Source organism: Streptomyces sp. Ru62 (assembly GCF_002920615.1).
Lineage (GTDB): Bacteria > Actinomycetota > Actinomycetes > Streptomycetales > Streptomycetaceae > Streptomyces.
On the sequence record NZ_PQSU01000048.1, the window covers coordinates 1 to 19,913 of the forward strand.

Below are 19,913 nucleotides of genomic sequence, written 5' to 3' on the forward strand. Positions count from 1 at the left end.
GCTGTCCCGCTGCCTCACCCGCCTGCGCGAGGGAATGCTCAGCACCCGCTGAGGACACCGGGCCGTCGGGCGGACCGGGCCCGGTCACGGGGGCGGCAGCACCGAGCGCAGATGTCTGCGGGAGGGGACGCCGAGCTTGGCGAAGACATTGCCGAGGTGCCACTCCACCGTGCGGGGGCTGATGAACAGCCGGGCGGCGATCTCCCCGTTGGTGTGCCCGGCGCCGGCCAGCCGGGCGATCTGGGCTTCCTGGTGGGTGAGTTCGACGTCGGCGCCCGCGGTTCGCTTGCGTACGGTCTCCCCGGTCGCCAGAAGCTCCCTGCGCGCCCGCTCGGCGAAGCCGTCGGCCCCCATCCGGCTGAACGCCTCGTAGGCGGAGGTCAGCTGGACGCGGCTGTCCTGGCGGCGGCCCCGGCGACGCAGCCACTCGCCGTACAGCAGACGGGCGCGGGCCCGGTGGACGGCGATCCGGGAGCGCCCGAAATGGTCGATCGCCTCCCGGTAGAGCGCGTCGGCGGCCCGGTCGTCGCCGAGCAACGCACGCGAGCAGGCCCCCACGCCCAGGGCCCACTCGGTCCCGCTCGCGCGGGTGCGCCCGGTGAGCTCCTCCAGTGCCGCTCCGGCGGCCTCCGGTCGTCCGCCGCGGGCGGCCGCCTCGACCAGTTCGGCCAGGGCCCAGCCGTAGATGCCGAGATCCTCGTACCCGCACGCGCGCGTCGCGGCGGCCAGCGCGGTGTCGTAGCGGCCGAGGCCGTTGTGCAGCAGTGCGGTGGCGTACTCGGCGAGGCCGAGAGCGCGGCCCTCGCCCCGGACGCGCACTTCCGCGGCAGTGGTCCCGATGAGGTCCCGCGCCTGCGTCTGCCGGCCTCGCCAGGCGGCGAGCAGGAGATCCGTGTGCATCATGGGCGCGCCGCCCGCCGCCTCCGAGATGGCCGTGGCCTCGTCGATCAGTGCCGCGGCGGTGTCGAACGCGCCGGCGTGGACCCGGGAGCAGGCCTGGTAGGTCAGCGCCATGGGCAGGACGGCGAGCGCCCCCGCCTCACGGGCGATCCGCACGGCGCCGGCCGCCAGTTCGTGCCAGGCTTCGTCGTCCCACAGCTCCGCCGCGAGAGGCTCGGGTGTCACCTGGAACGCCAGCAGCAGGCAGCGCAGTTCCGCATCGGTGAAGCCGGACCTCTGCGCCTGCCGGACGGCGCGCAGTGCCCGCCGGACCGCGTGGACACCGGCGGCGTAACCCTCGATGGTCCGCTCGGTCATGCCCTCCAGGAGGGCGTCGACCATGCGCGGTGGCGTCGGCGGCGGGGGTCCGGCGCGCGCCGCCTCGGCCACTTCCCGCTGCCCGGGTCCGTCGCTCAGCCGGCCGGCGAAGATGGCCGCACCGGCCGCTTCCAGCAGGGTGTCACGGGCCAGGGCGGTGTCGAGAGGTGCCAGCCGGTGTGCCGCCGCGAGCAGCAGCCGGGGCGCGTCGCCGCCCCGTACCTGGGAGAAGACCAGCCGGGCGCGGAGCCGTTCGAGCCGGGCGCGGTGCAGGTCGTCGAGCGGGCCTGCCTCCGCCGACGCCAGCAGGGTACGGGCCTGGTCGGCCCCGCCGGCGTCGATGTGGGCCTGCGCGGCGGCCAGGGCGCGGGTGACGCGGTGTGCGGGGTCGGGCGTCAGTTCCGCCGCCCGCCGCAGGAAGGCGGCCGCCGCGGCGGCTCCTCCCCTGCCGTGGGCCCGGCCCGCCGACCGCTCCAGGTCCACGGCGACGCTTTCGTCGGGCCGGGCGGCGGCGTGCGCGCGGTGCCATGCCCTGCGATCGGGGTCGAGGCGGGCGTCGGTGGCCTCCGCCAAGGCCCGGTGCGCCGCCCTGCGGTCCGGCGCGGACGCCCCCCGGTAGACGGCCGAGCGCACCAGCGGGTGGTGGAAGCGCGTCCTGGTGCCGAACTCGACGAGTCCCGCGGCCTCCGCCGGCGCCGCGGCGCTCGCCGGTATCCCCTGCCGGGCGGCCGCGCGCCACAGCAGGCACACGTCTCCGGTCGGCTCGGCCGCGGCGGTCAGCAGAAGCCGCCGGCTGTCCTGCGGGAGTGATCGGAACCGCTGCTGGAAGGCGTCCTCGATGCGGCTCGCCAAGCGGCGCCCGCCGGGAAGCCAGAACCCTCCGGCCAGGTCCGCGGGGGCGCGGGGCAGATGCAGCAGGGCCATCGGGTTGCCGTGGGCCTCGGCGACGATCCGGTCCCGTACCAGCGGGTCGAGGGGCCCTCGGACGGCCGAGGCCAGCAGGGCGCGCGCGTCGGGTTCGCCGAGGCCGTCGACGACCAGCTCCCGCAGACCGGCCAGCTCCCCTTCGTCGCCCTGCTCCCGCAGCGCGAAGACCAACGCCACCGGTTCCGCCACCAGCCGTCTGGCGACGAAGGCCAGGACCCGCCGGGAGCCCTGGTCCAGCCACTGCGCGTCATCGACGAGGCAGGCCAGCGGCTGGGCCTCGGCGGCGCCGGCCAGCAGGCCGAGCACGGCCAGGCCCACCAGGAAACGGTTCGGCACCTCGCCGCCGCGCAGTCCGAACGCGACGGACAGTGCCTCGCGCTGCGGTTCCGGCAGCTCCTGGAGCCGCCCCAGCAGAGGCACGCAGAGCTGGTGAAGGCTCGCGAACGGGAGCTCCATCTCCGACTCGACACCCGCGATGCCGAACGTACGGAAGCCGGCGGCCCGGTCCGCCGCGTAGCCCAGGAGGGCGGTCTTCCCGATCCCCGCCTCGCCGCGAAGGACCAGGACCGCGCTGGTGCCCGCCCGCGCGGTGGCCAGCACCTGGTCCAGCACGGCCAGCTCCCGCCCCCGCCCCAGCAGTCCGACCGGGGTGTCGATGGGATGCGCCCCCATGATCGATCTCCTGATCCGCCGCCTGATGCACCGCCTGATGCGTCCCGCAGGGCTCGCGGCCGCCTGGGGGCCGCCATAGCCACCGTAGTGCGTTCCGGGTGTTCCGGACCTGCCGGCGCACTGCCGCGGGGGTCAGCCACCGGCCGAGGCGACGGGGGTCCGGCTCGGCCGAACCCGGGATCCGTGTACGGGACCGGCCGTGAGGCCCCATGCACGGAAGCACCCCAGGGCCCGGCCCGGACCCACCCAGGGATCCACACGCACCAGCCGCCGGGGCGCCTGCACGGGACCGGCCGTGAGGCCCCATGCACGGAAGCACCCCAGGGCCCGGCCCGGACCCACCCAGGGATCCACACGCACCAGCCGCCGGGGCGCCTGCACGGGACCGGCCGTGAGGCCCCATGCACGAGAGCACCCAGGGCCCGGCCCGGACCCACCCAGGGATCCACACGCACCAGCCGCCGGGGCGCCTGCACGGGACCGCACGCGGCGGCCCACGCACGAGAACCCCAGGGCCCGGCCTGACGACCCCGGGGGTTCACGCACGGGGCCGGCCCCGGGGTTCTCCCGGGGCCGAGTCGACCCCGCTGCGGGCCACCGTGGAGGTGCCGGCAACGCGAGGTCGCCGGCGACAGCAAGGAGAACCACACCCATGTCCACCAACCCCGGAACGTCGGCGATCCGGCCGTTCACCTTCGAGTTCCCCGAGGCGGAGCTCCAGGACCTGCGGGCACGCGTCCTGGCCACGCGGTGGCCCGAGAAGGAGACGGTCGCGGACCAGTCGCAGGGCACACAGCTCGCCACCGTCCAGGAACTCGCGCGCTACTGGGCGTCGGAGTACGACTGGCGCAGGGCCGAGGCGAGGCTGAAGGCCCTGCCGCACTTCATCACCGAGATCGACGGGTTGGACATCCACTTCATCCACGTCCGCTCGAAGCACGAGGACGCGCTGCCGCTGATCGTGACCCACGGGTGGCCCGGCTCGGTCGTCGAGCAGCTGAAGATCGTCGGGCCGCTCACCGACCCCACGAACCACGGCGGGAGCGCGTCGGACGCCTTCCACCTGGTGATCCCCTCCATGCCCGGTTACGGCTTCTCGGGCAAGCCGACCACCACCGGCTGGGGCCCCGAGCGCATCGCGCGCGCCTGGGGAGAGCTGATGAAGCGCCTGGGCTACACCCGGTACGTCGCGCAGGGCGGCGACTGGGGCGCGATCGTGACCGACCTCATGGGCGTGCAGGAGCCCGAGGGCCTGATCGGCATCCACACCAACATGCCCGGCGTCGTCCCGCCCGCCATCGACGCCGCGCTCGCGAAGGGCGACCCGCTGCCCGAGGGGCTGACGCTGTCCGACGAGGAGCAGACGGCGGTCGAGCAGCTCGACTTCGTCTACCGGCACGTCTACTACGCCTACATGATGGGCTCGCGACCGCAGACGCTGACCGGGCTCGCCGACTCCCCCGTCGGCCTGGCCGCCTTCCTGCTCGACCACGACGCGGCCAGCCTCGCCCTGATCTCCCGCGCCTTCGCCGGGCACGCCGAGGGCCTCACCCGCGACGACGTCCTGGACAACATCACGCTGTTCTGGCTGACCAACACCGCGGTCTCCGCCGCCCGCCTCTACGCGGAGAACAGGACCCCGTTCTTCGGCGTCAACGGTGTGCGCCTCCCGGTCGCCGTGAGCGTCTTCCCCGACGAGCTCTACCAGGCCCCGAGGAGCTGGGCGGAGCAGGCGTACCCGAACCTCGTCCACTACAACAGGCTCGACAAGGGCGGCCACTTCGCCGCCTGGGAGCAGCCGGAGCTGCTCGTCCGGGAGATCCGTACGGGCTTCCGCTCGCTGCGGTAGACCACCGTCGGGGCGGGGCGGCCGGGCACTCGACCCGCGGCCGCCCCGCGCCGGCGCACCGGCCCGCTCCCCGTAAGATCGACTTCGACCAACTCAAGCCGTTCACGGGGGAATCACCTCATGACCAAGCGCCTTTCCGCCCTGGCCGTCTCCGCGGCCGTCGTCGGCGGCTTCCTCATCACCTCGGTGCCCGCCCACGCCGCCACGCCGGCCGGCCGGGGCGCGGTCTCCACCAAGGCCGCCATCACCTGCAACAAGAACCAGATGCGGCAGCAGATAGCCGCCCTCAAGGACAAGGCCGCGAGGCTGAAGCAGCTCGGGGAGACCGCGGCGGCCAAGAAGGCGCTGAGCGAGGCTGCCGCCATCCAGAAGAAGCTCGACGCGTGCATCAAGGCCGATGAGGACGCCAGCAAGCCCTTCCCCGGCTGAGTCCCCGCTGCGACGCGCGGCGCCGCCCTGCCCGTTCCCCGGGTGGGTGGCGCCGCGCCCCTTTTCCGGCCCCGTGACGCCGGTTCACCCGGCCGGCCGGCACCGCGGGCACCGCACCGCGCCGCGGCCGGTCCCGGGATTCACACCCGCTCGGTGACGACCGGCTGCTCCTCCTCGAAGGTCAGCTCCGGCGGGGGCGTGCGGAAGCCCCGGGTCAGGTAGGCGAGGTAGCAGATGCCGAGGGTGAGCCAGATGACGCCGAGGACGAGGGCCTTGGTGTCGAGGTGGGTCAGGAGCCAGATGTCCACCGCGGCGCCGATCGCGGGGGCGATCACATGGCCCAGCGGGCCGGGGCGGCGGCCCGCGCGCCGTTCGCGCAGGTACGTGGCGATGACCGAGAAGTTGACGAAGGTGAAGGCGATGAAGGCGCCGAAGTTGATGAAGGAGGTGGAGGTCGCGACGCTCAGCCGCAGGGCGATCAGGCCGACCACGCCGGTGAGGAGGATGTTGAGGACCGGGGTGCGGTAGCGGGGGTGGATGTGGCCGAAGATCCGGCGCGGGAGGACGGAGTCGCGGCCCATGGCGTACAGCAGCCGGGACGTGCTCGCCTGCGCGGCGATGCCGGACGCGAACTGGGCCACCACCAGGCCGGCCAGGAAGACCGACGAGAACAGGTCGCCGCCGATGGTCCGGGCGATCTCGAAGGCGGCCGAGCTGGGGTCGTCGAAGGAGCTGCCGGGATGGGCCAGCTGGGTGGCCCAGGCGACGGCCACGAAGATGCCGCCGCCGATCAGGGCGATCAGCAGGATGGCCCGGGGCATGGTGCGCTGCGGCTCGATGGTCTCCTCGGTGAGCGTGGTGACCGCGTCGAAGCCGAGGAAGGAGTAGGCCGCGATCGCCGCTCCGGCGGAGATGCCCGCCAGGGTGGTGGCGTGGTTGGCGAACGGTGCCGTGCCGGCCAGCGCCCCGGCGCCCCCGACGTGCAGCACGTGCCGCAGGGACAGCGCGACGAAGATGCCGATCACCAGCACCTGGAAGGTCATGAGCAGGTCGTTGGCCCGCTCCGCCGTCTTGATGCCCCGCACGTTCAGGGCGGTGGTCAGCACGATGAAGCCGATGATCCACACCCAGAACGGCACACCGGGGAACTGGGCCTGGAGGTAGGCCCCGCCGATCAGCCAGATGACCATGGGCAGGAAGAAGTAGTCGAGCAGGGTGGCCCAGCCGATCAGGAAGCCCACCCGGGAGTCGATGGCCCTGCGGACGTAGGTGTACGCCGACCCGGCCACGGGGTGCGCGGCGGCCATCTTCCCGTAGCTGTGCGCGGTGAACAGCATGGCGAGCAGGGCCAGCAGATAGGCGGTGGGCACGGTGCCGCCGGTGCTCTCGGCCACGACGCCGAACGTGCCGAGCACGATCAGCGGGGTCATGTAGGCGAGGCCGAACAGGACGACGGATCTGAGCGTCAGCGCACGGGTGAGGCCCTGGGCGGTGGCGTTCTCCATAGCGGGCTCCATAGCGGGCTCCATGACGGGCTCCAGGGGGAGCACCGGGGGGACGGACGAGCGGATGGGGAGGCTCAGCCGGTGGCGGGGCGCCAGCGGCGGGGGTCGATACGGCCGCCGTACAGCGGCAGGTCGATCGGGGTGTCGGCGTCGGTGAACTGGTCCCACATGCGGTTGAGCCCCGCCGTGCCGAAGGTGCGCACGCGCGTGACGTCGTCCAGGTCAAGGACGTCGGTCAGCACGGTGGCGGCCGAGTCGGGGGCCTCGGCGCGCACCCGTCCCTCGGGGTCCACCACCAGGCTGCGGCCGGTGCCGACGGGGCCGGCGGTGTTGACGCTGAGCACGAAGACCTGGTTGGCGATGGCGTTGGCCCGGGCCAGGACGAGTTCCTGGGCGCGGTCGGCGGTGGTGGTCATGACCGGGTTGACGATCACCTCGGCGCCCAGCCAGGCCAGGTGGCGCGCCACCTCCGGGAACCAGGCGTCGTAACAGATCGAGATGCCGATACGGCCGGCGCCGGGCAGGTCCGCCACGACGAAGCGGTCGCCGGGGTCGTACGGCTCGTGCGGCCGCCACGGAAAGATCTTGCGGTACGAGGCGACGAGGCGGCCGTCGGGCGAGTAGACCGGCGCCGTGTTGAACAGCTCACCCCGCTCGCCGCGCTCGCACACGGTGCCCGGTACGAGCCAGATGCCCAGGTCACCGGCGAGCTCGGCGAGCTGCCGGGAGCGGGGGCCGTCCAGCGGCTCGGCGGCCTCCTGGAGCTGCCCGGCCGCCGACGGCGGACCGTCGACGCCGCACAGATGCAGTTCCGGGTACACGGCGAGGCGGGTCTGCGGGAAGCGGGCCAGCAGGTCCTCGACGTCCTCGGCGAATCCGGACAGGGGCGCCGTCGCCGGGCGGGGAGGCGCCTGGACGAGGGCGAGGGGGAGGGGGCGGGACATGGCCAGGAAATTAGCTCAAGGTGAGCTGTTAATCAATAGGCTCATTTTGATCCGTATTCCGGCCTCGCTACATTGACGACATGCCTCACCCCCAGGACGGCCCCGACACGCAGCCGGCCGGTGCGCGGCCGGCCGCCGCGGCGGCCCTGCCGTTCAACGCCCCCGCGCTCGACGGCATACGCCGGCTCACGGCCCTGGACACCGTGCGCGCGCGCATCGGGCTCGCCGTCGACCTGGGGCTGCTCGCCCCGGGCGAGAAGCTTCCGCCGACCGACCGGATCGCCGCGGCGCTCGACGTCGGCGAGATCACCGTCCGCCGCGCCCTGTCCACGCTCTGCCAGGACGGCGTCCTGGAGCGCCGCCGGGGCCGCAACGGAGGCACCCGGGTCGCCGAGCGGCCCGCCCGGGGCGTGGTGGGCGCGATGGACTCCTACCGCGCGCAGAACAGCGAGGTCCATGCGCTCGTCGACCAGCGGCTCGTGCTGGAGTGCGGCCTCGCCCACCTGGCCGCTCGCAACGCCGACGAAGCCGCCCTGGCGCACCTGGAGCGGCTGGCCGACGAGATGGACCAGGTTCCGACCTGGGCGGAGTTCCACGGCTGCGACGAGCGGTTCCACCTCGCCGTCGCCGCCGCCACCGGCGTGCCCGCGGCGGCCGAGGCCTACCGGGGCGTGCTCCAGCGGCTGTACCGCTACTACCTGCCGTACCCGATGGACGCCCTGCGGGAGTCCAACCGGGAGCACCGCGCCCTGGTCGACGCCCTGCGGGCCGGCGACACCGCGGCGGCGGCCGACATCGCGCGCCGGCACGTGGAAGTGCTCCACCGGACCATGTTCGTGGGGCTGCTGGAGACGGCCGAGGGCCGCGGGCACGAGCCGCGCGGGACCGGCTGACTCACCGTCTCCTGGGCGCCGTACGACCCGGGTCGGACTGGGGCGGTGTGCGCAGGGCGAGGAGGGCCACGTCGTCGAGGCCGGGCGGGTGGACGCGGCGCAGGAGCTGGTCGGTGAGGGACGGCAGCGGGCGGTGGGCGAGGGCGGCGGCGTGCTGGCGCAGCCGGTTGAGACCCTCGTCGAGGGTGTGGCCGGGTGCCTCGATGAGGCCGTCGGTGTACAGCAGCAGGGTGCAGCCCGGGGGCAGCAGCACGCTGGCGTCGGGGCGGGGCGCGCGGACCCCCGTTCCCAGCAGGAGGCTGTGGCCTTCGGTGAGGTAGTCGGCCAGGCCGTCGCGGGTGACGAGCAGGGGCGGGGGGTGTCCTGCGTTGGTCCAGGTCAGCTGCCAGTTGCCGTCGCCCGTCCGGGTGAGCCGGGCGAGGACGAGGGTGGCCATCGTGACGTCGGTGATGGGCATGATCGCCTCGTCGAGCCGTTGGACGATACGGCTGGGCGGTTCCTGCTGGGACCAGGCGTAGGCGCGGAGCATGTTGCGCAGCTGGGCCATGCCGGCCGCGGCCTCCAGGTCGTGGCCCACGACGTCCCCGATGGCCAGGGCGGTGGAACCGTCGGACAGGGTGAAGGCGTCGTACCAGTCGCCGCCGACCTGGGAGGCGTCCGGGGCGGGCAGGTAGCGGACGGCCATCTGGAGGCCGGGGACCCGCGGCATCTGCGGCAGCAGGTGGTTCTGCATGGTCTCGGCGACCGCGCGCTGGCGCTGGTAGAGGCGGGCGTTGTCCAGCGCCACGCCGGCGCGGCGGGCGATGTCCTCCAGCAGGGGCAGGTCGGCGCTGGTGAAGTCCCCCGGCTTCTCGGCCCGGCCCAGGGTGAGGGCCCCGAGGACCTCCCGGGTACCGCGGATGGGGGCGATGGCGGCCGAGTGGATGCCCGTGGCCTCGAACAGGCGGCGCTGCTCGACGGCGATGCCGGAATCCGGGGCACGCCGGTACGTGGCCGGCCCGGCCAGGGCGGAGGCCACTCCGCGCAGCGCCCGGGACAGCGGCATCGGCGACTCCTCGGGGACCGGCGGCATCGGCCCTTCGAGGTTCTCGTGGTGCACCAGACGGTCGTCCTCGGCGTGTACCACGGCGGTGCGCCACACCTCGTCGTGCTCGGTGATCAGGTCGATGACGGCCCAGTCCGCCAGCCGGGGCAGCACCAGGGACACCAGCCGGCGCAGTGCCTCGTCGACATCGAGGGTGGAGGTCAGCCGGGTGGTGGTCTCGGCGAGCAGGGCCAGCCGCTCGAAGTCGGTCAGCGACTCGCTGGCCCGCTCCGGGCGCGGCTCGTCGGAGTCCGCCCGCTCGGGGGTGTGGAAGACGACGAGGGTGCCGGTCCGCCGGTCGCCGCCGTCGCCGAGGTCGTACGGGGCGATCATCCAGGAGACGGGCAGCAGGGAACCGTCACCGCGCAGGAAGTGCTCCTCGTGGCCCTGCGCCGGATTTCCGGCGTGGAACGCCTGCCGCATGGCGCACTGTGTCGTGGGCAGTGGCTGGCCCTGCGGCCCGCGGTGCAGCAGGTCATGGGCGTCCTGGCCGAGCAGGTCCGCGGCGGGCCGGCGCAGCAGGCGCTCGGCGGGGGTGTTCGCGGCGAGGATGTGGCCCTGGTCGTCGACGACGTACGCCCCGGCGCCGATGGCTTCCACCGCGTCGGCGAGCCGGGCCCGGGCACGGGGCTCGGCCCGCTGTCGCCGCCGGTCGGTCCCGGTTCTCTCCGCCCCTGCCATGTCGTGGCCTCCTGTGCTCGCGGGTCGCCGCGCGTGTACGTCGTCCGGTGCCTCCGGCGCCTGATCTTCCGTATGCCCCGTCGCGGCCGGGAACCCTCCTGCCCACGGACGCACCGGCCCGGACAGCCGCACGCGCCTGCCGCCCGGGTACCCGCCCCGGCCCACCCGGCGAGGCGGGCGGCCTCTCGTCACGGCTGCCCGGTCCGACTCACCGCTCGGTCCCGGTCCGGCGGAACGCCCGCACCCGGCGACGGGACGCCGACGACACCACCGCCCCGACCAGGGTCCCTCGACCAGCCGGCTGACCGGCTCCTCGGCCAGCCGGCTGACCGGGGCTAGGCGGCGATGACGGCGACGCTCGTCCTGCCCCCGTCGACGTCCACCACGGCTCCGTGCACGAAGGCCGCCTCGTCGCCGGCCAGCCAGACCGCGGCATGGGCGATGGCGTCCGGCGTGCCCGTGCCGCCGGCCGGCGTGCCCTTCATCATGACCTCGCCCGGGTGGGGCTCGCCGCCCTCCGGCGCCGGGGGAGCGATCACGCCCGGTGAGACGGCGTTCACCCGCACGCCCAGCGGGCCGAACTCCGCGGCCCACGCCCGGGTGAGCGTCTCCATGGCTCCCTTGGTCGAGCTGTAGAGCGCGGCGACGGGAACGGCCAGTCGCGTGATCCAGGAGCCGAGGTTGATGATCGCCCCGCCACCGGACTCCGTCATGCCGGGGACGACGGCGGCCGTGAGGAAGAACGGCGCCTTCACGTTCACCCCGTAGACCTCGTCGAACGTCTTCTCGTCGGTGGCGGTGGTGCCGGGGGCGGGGTAGATGCCCGCGTTGTTGACCAGGATGTCGATCCGCCCGCCCAGGGTCTCGCGGGCCCGGGCGGCGAGGTCCCGGGAGGCCTCGGCGCTGCCGTCGAGGTCCGCCGCCAGGAAGTCGGCCCGGCCGCCGGCCGCGCGGATCCCTTCGACGACCTGTGCCCCTCGTTCCCGGTTCCGGCCGGACACGATGACGTGGGCCCCCTCCGCGGCGAACGCCTCCGCGATCGCCTGTCCGATGTTGCTGGTCGATCCCGTGACCAGCGCCGTCTTGTTCCGCAGCCGTCCGCTCATGGTGCGATCTCCCTTGTCTCGCGGTGCGCGGACCACTGTGCGCCGCAGAAAATGGACCAGCAAGTCCATAATGCGCGGCCTACGGCGGGGCCGGGGCGGGCGGCTCAGGTGGGCGGCCCGCCCCGGAGGTCAGCGGTCCGCCGACCGTCCGGGCCGCGGACCGGGTTCGGTGAACAGCGGGCCGAACTCCTCCGGCAGGGCGCCGCGCAGGTCGGCCTCCAGGCCGGTGTCCGCGGCCGTGATCCGGGAGACCACCGTCTGCGCCAGGAACAGCGCCTGCTCCGGGGTGGCGTCCACGGGCCGGGCCACGTCGGCCAGCAACGCGTCGAGCGGGTCGGCCGAGCCGTGCGGCGCCTCGCCACCGCGCCGCTCCCCGGTACCGTTCCGCAGCGCGCCGATTTCCAGCGCGCCACGCTCATGGGGCGGCACGGCCTGCCGCAGGTGCTCCCGGTGCGGTGGGTCGAGACGACTGCTCAGCGCCGCGAGGACGAGGTGCACGGCGGCGTCGGCGGCCTCCTCGTCACCGAGGCGGGCCCGTGACGCCACCTCTTCCACCAGATGCCGATGGCTGATCATGCTTCCTCCCGCTGGTGCGGTCAGGTGTTGCCCGAGGGGTGGGAGTGACTGACGGGTGCCCATGGAGACAGACGCGTACACCGACGTACATATCGCACATATCCCAGCGAAGCAGACATGGATCGCCGTATTCGTGGTAGTCCGGCTAACGCACCGGCACGAACGAGAGCCGACACGACGAGACACGTATTCGGAGGTTCTGCCATGGCGACAGCACACATGGTGCGGGACGTGATGACCGCCCCGCCGGTCGAGGTGAGCCCGCAGGAGTACGTCGCCGACGTCGCCCGCCGTATGCGGGACGAGGACATCGGCGCGGTCCTGGTGACGGAGGAAGGCCACCCGCGGGGCCTGGTGACGGACCGGGACCTGACCGTGCGGATCCTCGCCGAGGGCGGTGACGTCAGCGGTGTGCACGTCGAGGACGCGTGCAGCACCGACCTGACCACGGTCACCCCGGACGACCCGATCGACCGCGCGGTCGGCCTCATGCGGGAGAAGGCGGTGCGCCGCCTGCCGGTGGTCGACCCCGACCGGGACCGCGTGGTCGGCATCGTCTCCCTGGGCGACCTGGCCGTCGAGCGGGACACCGACTCCGCGCTGAGCCAGATCAGCGCGGCGGAGCCCAACACATAGCCGAGTCGGCGACCCCGTCCCGGGGCCGGGCGCCCCGGGACGGGGGCGGGGTGAGCACGCACCCCGTCCACCGATCGGTGGACGGGAAGTTCAACCAGGTACCTCTGTCCGCCGGTTGGGCCCAGCGACAAGCCTTTCCGTATGAATTCACTCACCGTACGGATGGCGCGTTGGAGCGCCCGGCACCCCTGGCGGGCCGTGGTCGGCTGGCTCGTGTTCGTGGGGGTGTGCCTGGGGGTCGGCGGTGCCGTCGGCACGCACAACGCGACAACGGCCGACTACCGGGTCGGGGAGGCCGGGCGGGCGGAGGCGATGGCCGCCGAGGGCCACCTGGAACGGCTCTCGACCGAGCAGGTGCTGATCTCGGCACGGTCGGGTCCTCTCGACCGGGCGGCGGCCCGGGCCGCCGCCGAGGAGCTGACCGCGCGGATGGAGCGGCTTCCCGAAGTCGCCGGTGTGGCCGGTCCGGTGTGGTCCCGGGACGGCCGGACCCTCATGGTCGCGGTGGCCCTGAAGGGCGAGGAACGGGACGCGAAGGACAAGGTCGACGCGCTGGTCGCGCAGACGGAGGCGGTGGGCAGGGCCCGTCCCGCGCTGCTCCTCGAAGAGACCGGGAGTCCCTCCATCAGCAAGGGCGTGGACGAGCAGCGCGGCCACGACCTGGCGCTCTCGGAGAAGATCACCCTTCCCGTCACTCTCATCACCCTGCTGGTCGTCTTCGGGTCCGTGACCATGGCCGGGGTGCCGCTGCTGCTCGCGCTGTCCTCGATCGCGGCGGCCGTCGGCCTGTCGATGGTCGCCTCGCACCTCTCCCCCGACGCCGGGGTCGGCACGAACGTCATCCTGATGATCGGCCTCGCGGTCGGCGTGGACTACACCCTCTTCCACCTCAAGCGGGAGCGTGAGGAGCGCGCCCGCGCGGCCGGCCGGCTGAGCGCCGAGGCGCTGGTGGAACTGGCCGCGGCGACCTCCGGCCGGGCGGTCGTGGTCTCGGGGTTCGCGGTCGTGGCGTCCACCGCGACGCTGTACCTCGCCTCCGACGTCATCTTCTCCTCGCTGGCCACCGGCACGATCGTGGTCGTCCTGGTCGCGGTGGCCAGTTCGCTGACGGCGCTGCCCGCGCTTCTGGTGAAGCTCGGTCAGCGGGCCGAGCGCAGGGCGCTGCGCCGGGCCGGGCGCGGGAAGCCGCCACGCCGGACGCGTGGCGGCGACAGCGGCGGCCGGGTGTGGAACGCCCTGCTGCGTCCGGCGCGCAGGCACCCGCTGGCCACCCTGTGCGTCTCCGTCCTCGCCCTGCTGGCGCTCGCCACCCCGCTGGCCGGGCTGAAGATCACCGAGATGAGCCGGGACACGCACTCCCGGGACATCCCGGCCATGCGGGTCTACGACCGCCTCAACGAGGCCTTCCCGGAGCAGCGGGTGACGCACCAGGTCGTCGTACGCGCCGACGCCGCGCGCTCCGGCGAGGTCGCCGGGGCGCTGCGCGAGCTGGCCCGGCGCGCCGACGCCGACCCGCTGTTCAGCGGGGCCTCGCCCGTCCGGACCTCGGCCGACCACCGGATCAGCGTGCTGGAACTGAGGGTGCCGTACCTGGGCAACTCCGAGCAGGCGTACGACTCCCTCGGCCACCTCCGCGACACGTACCTGCCCGCGACCGTCGGCCGGGTCGGCGGGGCCGAGTTCGCGGTGAGCGGTGACGTGGCCCGGTACACCGACTATCCCGCCCACCAGAACGGCAAGCTCCCGCTGGTCCTCGGCGCGTTGCTGCTCGTGACGTTCGCGATGACCGCGTACGCGTTCCGCTCGCTGGTGCTGGCCCTCATCGGGGTCCTGCTGAACCTGCTCTCCGCGGCGGCCTCGCTCGGGCTGCTCGTCCTCGTCTTCCAGGGGACCTGGGCCGAGGGGGTGCTGGACTTCCACTCCACCGGCTCGATCGGGTCGCGCGTTCCGCTGTTCCTCTTCGTGATCCTCTTCGGACTCTCGATGGACTACCAGGTGTTCGTGGTGAGCCGGATCAGGGAGGCCGTGCTCGCGGGCGTGTCCACGCGGCAGGCCGTGCTCGACGGCATCCGCAGGTCGGCGAGCGTGGTGACCAGCGCGGCGGTGGTGATGACGACCGTCTTCGTGAGTTTCGTCTTCCTGCACATCATCGAGATGAAGCAGATCGGCTTCGTCCTCGCGGTCGCCGTGCTGCTCGACGCGTTCATCGTCCGGATCATGGTGCTGCCGGCCGCGATGCTGCTGCTCGGCGAGGCGAGTTGGTGGCCCGCGCGGACCGCGGGACGCGGCGCCGGGGCCCCGGCGCATCCGGCGGACGGGCGAGCGGTGGTCGACGTACGTTGATCGGTATGACCGCTCTCGCCGACCCCTCGTCCGGTGCCTTCTGGGCCATGTCGCTGCGCCGGTGGAACACGGTGTGCTGGGCGCTGTTCGGGGCGATGGCCGTCGGGCTGGTGGCGACCGCCCCGCCCGGCGGGAGCGCGTACCAGGCGCTCGGACTGCTCGCCTGCGTGGTGCTGTGCTACGCGGCGCTCGACCGCTTCCCGCGCAATCCCGTCGTCCGTCCGCACGTCTACCTCTCGGTGCTCGTGCTCGCGCTCGGCGGGCTGGCGTACCTGGGCAGCAGCTACGCGGCGCTGTTCATGGTGACGCTGCCGCACTACTGGATGTTCGGGCGCACGCCCCGGGTCTCGATGGTCTTCCTCGCTCTGGCCACCGGATCCACGCTGGCCGGGGCCCTGGTCCGGCAGGGCTGGTCGGCGGAGTTCTTCGGCGAGACGGTGGTCTCCACCCTGATCGTGGTCGCGGTGGGCGTGCTGATCGGCCTGTGGGCGCACTCGGTGGTCGAGCAGAGCAGCGAACGGGCCCGGCTCATCGAGGAGTTGGAGCGAACCCAGGCGCAGCTCTCCGAGGCGCACCAGCGGCAGGGCGCGGCGGACGAACGGGAACGCATCGCACGGGACATCCACGACACGCTCGCGCAGGGCTTCGCGTCGATCATCGTGCTCGCGGAGGCGGCACGGGAGGGCATGGCCGGCGATCCGGCGCGCAGCGTCCAGCAGTTGCGGTCGATCGAGTCCACCGCCCGGGAGAACCTGGCCGAGGCCCGGGAGCTGGTCGGCTCGGCCCGGCAGCCCGGTCCGGGCCGGGTAGCGGCCGGCTCGGTGGCGCGGACCCTGCGCCGTACGCTGGACCGCTTCGCGGAGGACACGGGGCTCACCGTGGTCGCCGACCTGGCGGACCTGGAGTGCGACCAGCAGACCCGGATCGCGCTGCTGCGCTGCACCCAGGAGTCCCTGGCCAACGTGCGCAAGCACGCGCGCGCCTCCACCGTCGGGGTGGTGCTGGCCCGGCGTCCGTACGGTGTCGAGCTGGAGGTCACCGACGACGGCACCGGGTTCGTGGTGGAGCAGTCGCGGGGCTTCGGGCTCGACGGCATGCGCAAGCGTCTGGCGGAACTGGGCGGGAGGCTCACGGTGACGAGTTCGGTGGGCGACGGGACGCGGATCCTGGCGGTGGTCCCCCTGACGGGCGAGGTGGAGGCATGAGCACGGGAGCACTGCGGGTCGTCGTGGTGGACGACCACGCCGTCATGCGGGCCGGGGTCCTCGCCCTGCTCGCCGGTGAGGACAGCATCGACATCGTCGGCGAGGCCGGCGACGGGCGCGCCGCGCTCGGCCTCGTGGAGCGGTACGACCCCGACGTGGCCCTGGTCGACCTGCGGATGCCCGTGCTCGACGGGGTGGCGACGACCACCGAGATCGTCGCCCGCCACCCGCGGACCCGGGTGCTGATCCTGACGACGTACGACACCGACGCCGACATCGAGCGCGGGGTGGAGGCCGGTGCCATCGGCTACCTGCTCAAGGACACCACCCGTGAGCAGCTCGTCGACGCCATCCACGCGGCGGCGCGCGGCGAGACGGTCCTCGCTCCCCGGGTCGCCGAGAAGCTGGTCGCACGGATGCGGCGGCCCGTGCACGACCCGCTGACCGACCGGGAGACCGACGTCCTCGACGCCGTCGCGGACGGCCTCACCAACGCCGAGATCGGCAGGCGCCTGATGATCGCCGAGGCCACGGTGAAGACGCATCTGCTGCGCCTGTTCGCCAAGCTCGACGTGAACGACCGGACGAGGGCGGTGGTGGTGGCCATGGAGCGGGGGCTGCTGCGGCGGCCGTAGCGAGGAAGTCTGTCGCGGCGGGGACAGATCTCCTGGGCTGCCGGAGTTAGGGTTGTCGGACGACGCGGAGGGTACCGAACACCTCGGGACACGGGTGCCGCACATGCCCGGGTTCCTCACCGCGTCCCCGAGACGAAGGTGCTATGCCCGCAGAGAACGCCCCCGCCGACAACCTGGACGACGACGACTACCCCGCCTACACGATGGGGCGGGCCGCCGACGTCCTCGGCACAACTCCCGCCTTCCTCCGGGCCATCGGCGAGGCCGACCTGATCACCCCGCTGCGTTCGGAGGGCGGCCACCGCCGGTACTCGCGCCGCCAGCTGCGCATCGCCGCCCGCGCCCGGGAGCTCGTGGACCAGGGCACGCCCATCGAGGCCGCGTGCCGCATCATCTCCCTGGAGGACCAGCTCGACGACGCCCTCCGCGTGAACCGGGACATGCGCCGCAGGCTCGACGAACGCCCTACGGATACCTAGATCCGCCGCTACAGAAATTCCGACCACGACGACATGAGAATACTTGGACGATCACGAAAACACATGGGGCTTCCGGCCGGCCTGTGTTAGCGTGATAGCAGTTGCAGTTTTGGTTGCCAGAGATTTTTTCTTTGCAGAGCTTTCCGGATTCTTCCGGAGGGGTAATCATCGCGGCGACTCGGCTCCGTAAAGTGCGGAGTCCGGCATTGCCCCCCAAGGGAGATTCAATATGGCATCTGGCACCGTGAAGTGGTTCAACGCGGAAAAGGGCTTCGGCTTCATCGAGCAGGACGGCGGCGGCGCCGACGTGTTCGCCCACTACTCGAACATCGCCACCTCCGGCTTCCGCGAGCTTCAGGAAGGCCAGAAGGTTACCTTCGACGTCACGCAGGGCCAGAAGGGCCCGCAGGCCGAGAACATCGTTCCCGCCTGACGCTGACGCGCTACATGGTGCTGGGGCCCGCGCTCTCGGGGTGCGGGCCCCAGCCCATTGTTTTCCCGGCCCGGGCCGGATTTTCGCATTTCCGTCGGCTCATTCTTGTGAATCCACGCGCGGCTCGTTCACCGCTGGGCGGAATTCCTCGATACGCCGCATCGAGGAAGGTTCCCTCATGAACCGCACCCGTCGCACCGGCGGCGACCCAGGCCGCTTCCGCGCGGACCGGACGTCCACCCGGACGGCCGGCGGCACGCGCGGCGGCCGCTCCCGTACGCAGGAGCAGGGCCGGCAGACCCCCCGTCCGGGCACCGGACGCAGGAGCGGCGCGGGCGCGCGCTCCGGCACCCGCCGGCAGGAGTTCGCCCTGCCGGTCACCCTCACCGAACCGCTGCCGGCGGTCGAGACGTTCGCCGAGCTGGACATGCCCGCACGCCTGCTGGCCGCGCTCGGCGCCGAAGGCGTCACCGTTCCCTTCCCGATCCAGGCGGCCACGCTGCCCAACGCGCTGGCCGGCCGGGACGTGCTGGGCCGCGGGCGCACCGGCTCGGGCAAGACGCTCGCCTTCGGTCTGCCGCTGCTGGCCCGTCTGGACGGGCAGCGGGCCCAGCCCCGGCAGCCGCTCGCGCTCGTCCTCGTCCCCACCCGGGAACTGGCCCAGCAGGTCACCGACGCGCTCACCCCGTACGCCCGCGCCCTCAGGCTGCGGCTCGCCACGGTGGTCGGCGGCATGTCGATCGGCCGCCAGGCGAGCGCGCTGCGCGGCGGCGCCGAGGTCGTCGTCGCCACACCCGGCCGGCTGAAGGACCTCATCGAACGGGGCGACTGCCGGCTGGACCAGGTCGCCGTCACCGTTCTGGACGAGGCCGACCAGATGGCCGACATGGGCTTCATGCCGCAGGTGACCGCCCTGCTCGACCAGGTCGCCGACGGCGGCCAGCGGCTGCTGTTCTCGGCCACCCTGGACCGCAACATCGACCTGCTGGTACGGCGCTACCTCCACGATCCCGTCGTGCACTCGGTCGACCCGTCCGCGGGCGCCGTCAGCACCATGGAGCACCATCTGCTGCACGTGCACGACGACGACAAGCACACCGCCGCGACCGAGATCGCCGCCCGGGACGGGCGCGTGATCATGTTCCTGGACACCAAGCACGCGGTCGACCGGATGGCCCGGCACCTGCTGTCCGTCGGGGTGCGTGCCTCGGCCCTGCACGGCGGCAAGTCCCAGCCCCAGCGCAACCGCACCCTCGCCCAGTTCAAGGACGGCCACGTCACGGTCCTGGTGGCGACCAACGTCGCCGCCCGCGGCATCCACGTCGACGGCCTCGACCTCGTCGTCAACGTCGACCCGCCCGGGGACCACAAGGACTACCTGCACCGGGGCGGCCGTACCGCCCGGGCCGGCGAGTCCGGCACGGTCGTCACCCTGGTCCTGCCGCACCAGCGGCGAGCGATGGACCGCCTGATGGCCGACGCCGGCATCACCGCGAGCACCGTCCGGGTCCGCCCGGGCGAGGCCGAGCTGCACCGCATCACCGGCGCCCGCACCCCCTCCGGCGTACCCGTCACGGTCACCGTGCCGGCCGCCGAACGGAGCGAGCGCACGGGGTCCGCCACCCGCGGTCGCCGGGGGCGCGCCGCCGGCCGTGGGGCGGCCGCCCGCACCCGCCGCTCCGCCCCCAGGAACAACTCGTAGTCCAGGTACCGGGATTCGCCCCCCTCGTCCGGGGCGAGCCTACGGTCGATCCCTCCGCTGTCCCTCCCCCAACCCTGTGGAGTCCGCCATGCGCTGTGTCATCGCCCGTTTCCCCTTCGACCTGATCAAGAGCGAGGTCGAGCAGTCGATGAGCGGCATCGCGCCCGAACCGGTCACCGGCGTCTCGGTGAGCATCGGCCGCCGCGTCTACCCCGTCATGCAGGTCGGGGAAGTGATCACCAAGCAGGACCGCCGCGACTTCACCTCGGGCGAGATGCGCCGGGCACTGACTCGGCTCGGCTTCACCTGCCACGACGCGCCCCCGGCCGCGTCGGCCACGCCCGCCCCGGCCACGCGCGCCGACGAGGACGCCTGGCGCTGGTGACCCTCCCGGGACCGCCGGTCGTTCCGTCCGGCCTGACGGCCGCGGCATCCCGGTTCACGGGTGTGAGCGGCGTGGGATGTGGCACCCGGACCCGGAGCGGGCCGGACCCGCGCACCGCGTCCCGTACGGCACACGGTTCGGCCACGAGCCGCGTGCCGTACGAGGGCGCCAC

General features: G+C 73.3%; 17 protein-coding genes. 11 read left to right on the plus strand and 6 right to left on the minus strand.

Annotation, left to right across the window (positions count from 1 at the left end; translation table 11 throughout):
• Positions 1-84 precede the first annotated feature (84 nt).
• On the minus strand, positions 85-2,856 hold the full coding sequence (locus C3492_RS39950; protein WP_103817502.1) for an AAA family ATPase: 2,772 nt from the start codon (positions 2,854-2,856) through the stop codon (positions 85-87).
• 652 nt (positions 2,857-3,508) lie between these two features.
• Between C3492_RS39950 and C3492_RS39955 the strand changes: the two genes are divergently transcribed.
• Together C3492_RS39955 and C3492_RS39960 are read left to right on the plus strand one after the other, a co-directional pair.
• Positions 3,509-4,705 carry an epoxide hydrolase family protein gene (locus C3492_RS39955; protein ID WP_103817503.1) on the plus strand — a complete coding sequence of 399 codons (1,197 nt, stop codon included), beginning with the start codon at positions 3,509-3,511 and terminating at the stop codon, positions 4,703-4,705.
• 120 nt (positions 4,706-4,825) lie between these two features.
• Positions 4,826-5,134 (plus strand): hypothetical protein, encoded by a 309-nt coding sequence (locus tag C3492_RS39960; RefSeq protein WP_103817504.1) that lies wholly within the window; start codon positions 4,826-4,828, stop codon positions 5,132-5,134.
• A gap of 140 nt (positions 5,135-5,274) precedes the next feature.
• Here the strand turns inward: C3492_RS39960 and C3492_RS39965 are convergent, their stop codons facing one another.
• Both C3492_RS39965 and C3492_RS39970 read right to left on the minus strand, forming a co-directional pair.
• Positions 5,275-6,639, minus strand: coding sequence for an APC family permease (locus tag C3492_RS39965; protein WP_103817505.1), 1,365 nt, complete (start codon positions 6,637-6,639; stop codon positions 5,275-5,277).
• A 74-nt stretch (positions 6,640-6,713) separates the two neighbouring features.
• Entirely contained in the window at positions 6,714-7,583 is an 870-nt protein-coding gene (locus C3492_RS39970; RefSeq protein ID WP_103817506.1) for a carbon-nitrogen hydrolase family protein, read from the minus strand.
• 80 nt (positions 7,584-7,663) lie between these two features.
• On the opposite strand from C3492_RS39970, the gene C3492_RS39975 reads away from it, so the two are divergent.
• Positions 7,664-8,476 carry a FadR/GntR family transcriptional regulator gene (locus tag C3492_RS39975; protein WP_103817507.1) on the plus strand — a complete coding sequence of 271 codons (813 nt, stop codon included), beginning with the start codon at positions 7,664-7,666 and terminating at the stop codon, positions 8,474-8,476.
• A 1-nt stretch (position 8,477) separates the two neighbouring features.
• Here the strand turns inward: C3492_RS39975 and C3492_RS39980 are convergent, their stop codons facing one another.
• The 3 genes from C3492_RS39980 to C3492_RS39990 form a co-directional block, all read right to left on the minus strand.
• Entirely contained in the window at positions 8,478-10,241 is a 1,764-nt protein-coding gene (locus C3492_RS39980) for a SpoIIE family protein phosphatase (RefSeq protein WP_181140803.1), read from the minus strand.
• Between the two features lie 335 nt (positions 10,242-10,576).
• Positions 10,577-11,347: an SDR family NAD(P)-dependent oxidoreductase gene (locus C3492_RS39985; RefSeq protein ID WP_103817508.1), complete on the minus strand. Its 771-nt coding sequence runs from the start codon at positions 11,345-11,347 to the stop codon at positions 10,577-10,579.
• A gap of 129 nt (positions 11,348-11,476) precedes the next feature.
• Complete coding sequence (locus C3492_RS39990; RefSeq protein ID WP_103817509.1) at positions 11,477-11,923, minus strand: DUF2267 domain-containing protein; 447 nt, start codon at positions 11,921-11,923, stop codon at positions 11,477-11,479.
• 204 nt (positions 11,924-12,127) lie between these two features.
• Here C3492_RS39990 and C3492_RS39995 point away from each other — a divergent pair, with 204 nt between their 5' ends.
• The 8 genes from C3492_RS39995 to C3492_RS40030 all read left to right on the plus strand — a co-directional run bounded on the left by C3492_RS39995 (position 12,128) and on the right by C3492_RS40030 (position 19,741).
• Positions 12,128-12,559, plus strand: coding sequence for a CBS domain-containing protein (locus C3492_RS39995; RefSeq protein WP_181140804.1), 432 nt, complete (start codon positions 12,128-12,130; stop codon positions 12,557-12,559).
• A 141-nt stretch (positions 12,560-12,700) separates the two neighbouring features.
• Complete coding sequence (locus tag C3492_RS40000) at positions 12,701-14,902, plus strand: MMPL family transporter (protein WP_103817511.1); 2,202 nt, start codon at positions 12,701-12,703, stop codon at positions 14,900-14,902.
• Between the two features lie 5 nt (positions 14,903-14,907).
• A complete protein-coding gene (locus C3492_RS40005) occupies positions 14,908-16,107 on the plus strand; it encodes a sensor histidine kinase (protein WP_181140805.1) in 1,200 nt (399 codons plus the stop codon).
• Entirely contained in the window at positions 16,104-16,742 is a 639-nt protein-coding gene (locus C3492_RS40010) for a response regulator transcription factor (RefSeq protein WP_103817512.1), read from the plus strand. Before C3492_RS40005 ends, C3492_RS40010 begins: the two co-directional genes overlap by 4 nt.
• A gap of 143 nt (positions 16,743-16,885) precedes the next feature.
• Complete coding sequence (locus tag C3492_RS40015; protein WP_103817513.1) at positions 16,886-17,221, plus strand: MerR family transcriptional regulator; 336 nt, start codon at positions 16,886-16,888, stop codon at positions 17,219-17,221.
• A 229-nt stretch (positions 17,222-17,450) separates the two neighbouring features.
• Entirely contained in the window at positions 17,451-17,654 is a 204-nt protein-coding gene (locus C3492_RS40020) for a cold-shock protein (protein WP_007383480.1), read from the plus strand.
• Between the two features lie 178 nt (positions 17,655-17,832).
• Complete coding sequence (locus C3492_RS40025) at positions 17,833-19,356, plus strand: DEAD/DEAH box helicase (RefSeq protein WP_103817514.1); 1,524 nt, start codon at positions 17,833-17,835, stop codon at positions 19,354-19,356.
• A gap of 88 nt (positions 19,357-19,444) precedes the next feature.
• Positions 19,445-19,741 carry an SCO5918 family protein gene (locus C3492_RS40030; RefSeq protein WP_103817515.1) on the plus strand — a complete coding sequence of 99 codons (297 nt, stop codon included), beginning with the start codon at positions 19,445-19,447 and terminating at the stop codon, positions 19,739-19,741.
• The last annotated feature ends 172 nt before the right edge of the window (positions 19,742-19,913 follow it).

Bases quoted from the DNA above. Each gene is read 5' to 3' on its own strand.
- C3492_RS39980 (WP_181140803.1), bottom strand. From the start codon at position 10,241: ATGGCAGGGGCGGAGAGAACCGGGACCGACCGGCGGCGACAGCGGGCC.
- C3492_RS40020 (WP_007383480.1), top strand. From the start codon at position 17,451: ATGGCATCTGGCACCGTGAAGTGGTTCAACGCGGAAAAGGGCTTCGGC.
- C3492_RS39990 (WP_103817509.1), bottom strand. From the start codon at position 11,923: ATGATCAGCCATCGGCATCTGGTGGAAGAGGTGGCGTCACGGGCCCGC.
- C3492_RS40015 (WP_103817513.1), top strand. From the start codon at position 16,886: ATGCCCGCAGAGAACGCCCCCGCCGACAACCTGGACGACGACGACTAC.
- C3492_RS40000 (WP_103817511.1), top strand. From the start codon at position 12,701: ATGAATTCACTCACCGTACGGATGGCGCGTTGGAGCGCCCGGCACCCC.
- C3492_RS39965 (WP_103817505.1), bottom strand. From the start codon at position 6,639: ATGGAGAACGCCACCGCCCAGGGCCTCACCCGTGCGCTGACGCTCAGA.
- C3492_RS39985 (WP_103817508.1), bottom strand. From the start codon at position 11,347: ATGAGCGGACGGCTGCGGAACAAGACGGCGCTGGTCACGGGATCGACC.
- C3492_RS40030 (WP_103817515.1), top strand. From the start codon at position 19,445: ATGCGCTGTGTCATCGCCCGTTTCCCCTTCGACCTGATCAAGAGCGAG.
- C3492_RS39970 (WP_103817506.1), bottom strand. From the start codon at position 7,583: ATGTCCCGCCCCCTCCCCCTCGCCCTCGTCCAGGCGCCTCCCCGCCCG.
- C3492_RS40005 (WP_181140805.1), top strand. From the start codon at position 14,908: ATGACCGCTCTCGCCGACCCCTCGTCCGGTGCCTTCTGGGCCATGTCG.
- C3492_RS39950 (WP_103817502.1), bottom strand. From the start codon at position 2,856: ATGGGGGCGCATCCCATCGACACCCCGGTCGGACTGCTGGGGCGGGGG.
- C3492_RS39955 (WP_103817503.1), top strand. From the start codon at position 3,509: ATGTCCACCAACCCCGGAACGTCGGCGATCCGGCCGTTCACCTTCGAG.
- C3492_RS39975 (WP_103817507.1), top strand. From the start codon at position 7,664: ATGCCTCACCCCCAGGACGGCCCCGACACGCAGCCGGCCGGTGCGCGG.
- C3492_RS40025 (WP_103817514.1), top strand. From the start codon at position 17,833: ATGAACCGCACCCGTCGCACCGGCGGCGACCCAGGCCGCTTCCGCGCG.
- C3492_RS39995 (WP_181140804.1), top strand. From the start codon at position 12,128: ATGGCGACAGCACACATGGTGCGGGACGTGATGACCGCCCCGCCGGTC.
- C3492_RS39960 (WP_103817504.1), top strand. From the start codon at position 4,826: ATGACCAAGCGCCTTTCCGCCCTGGCCGTCTCCGCGGCCGTCGTCGGC.
- C3492_RS40010 (WP_103817512.1), top strand. From the start codon at position 16,104: ATGAGCACGGGAGCACTGCGGGTCGTCGTGGTGGACGACCACGCCGTC.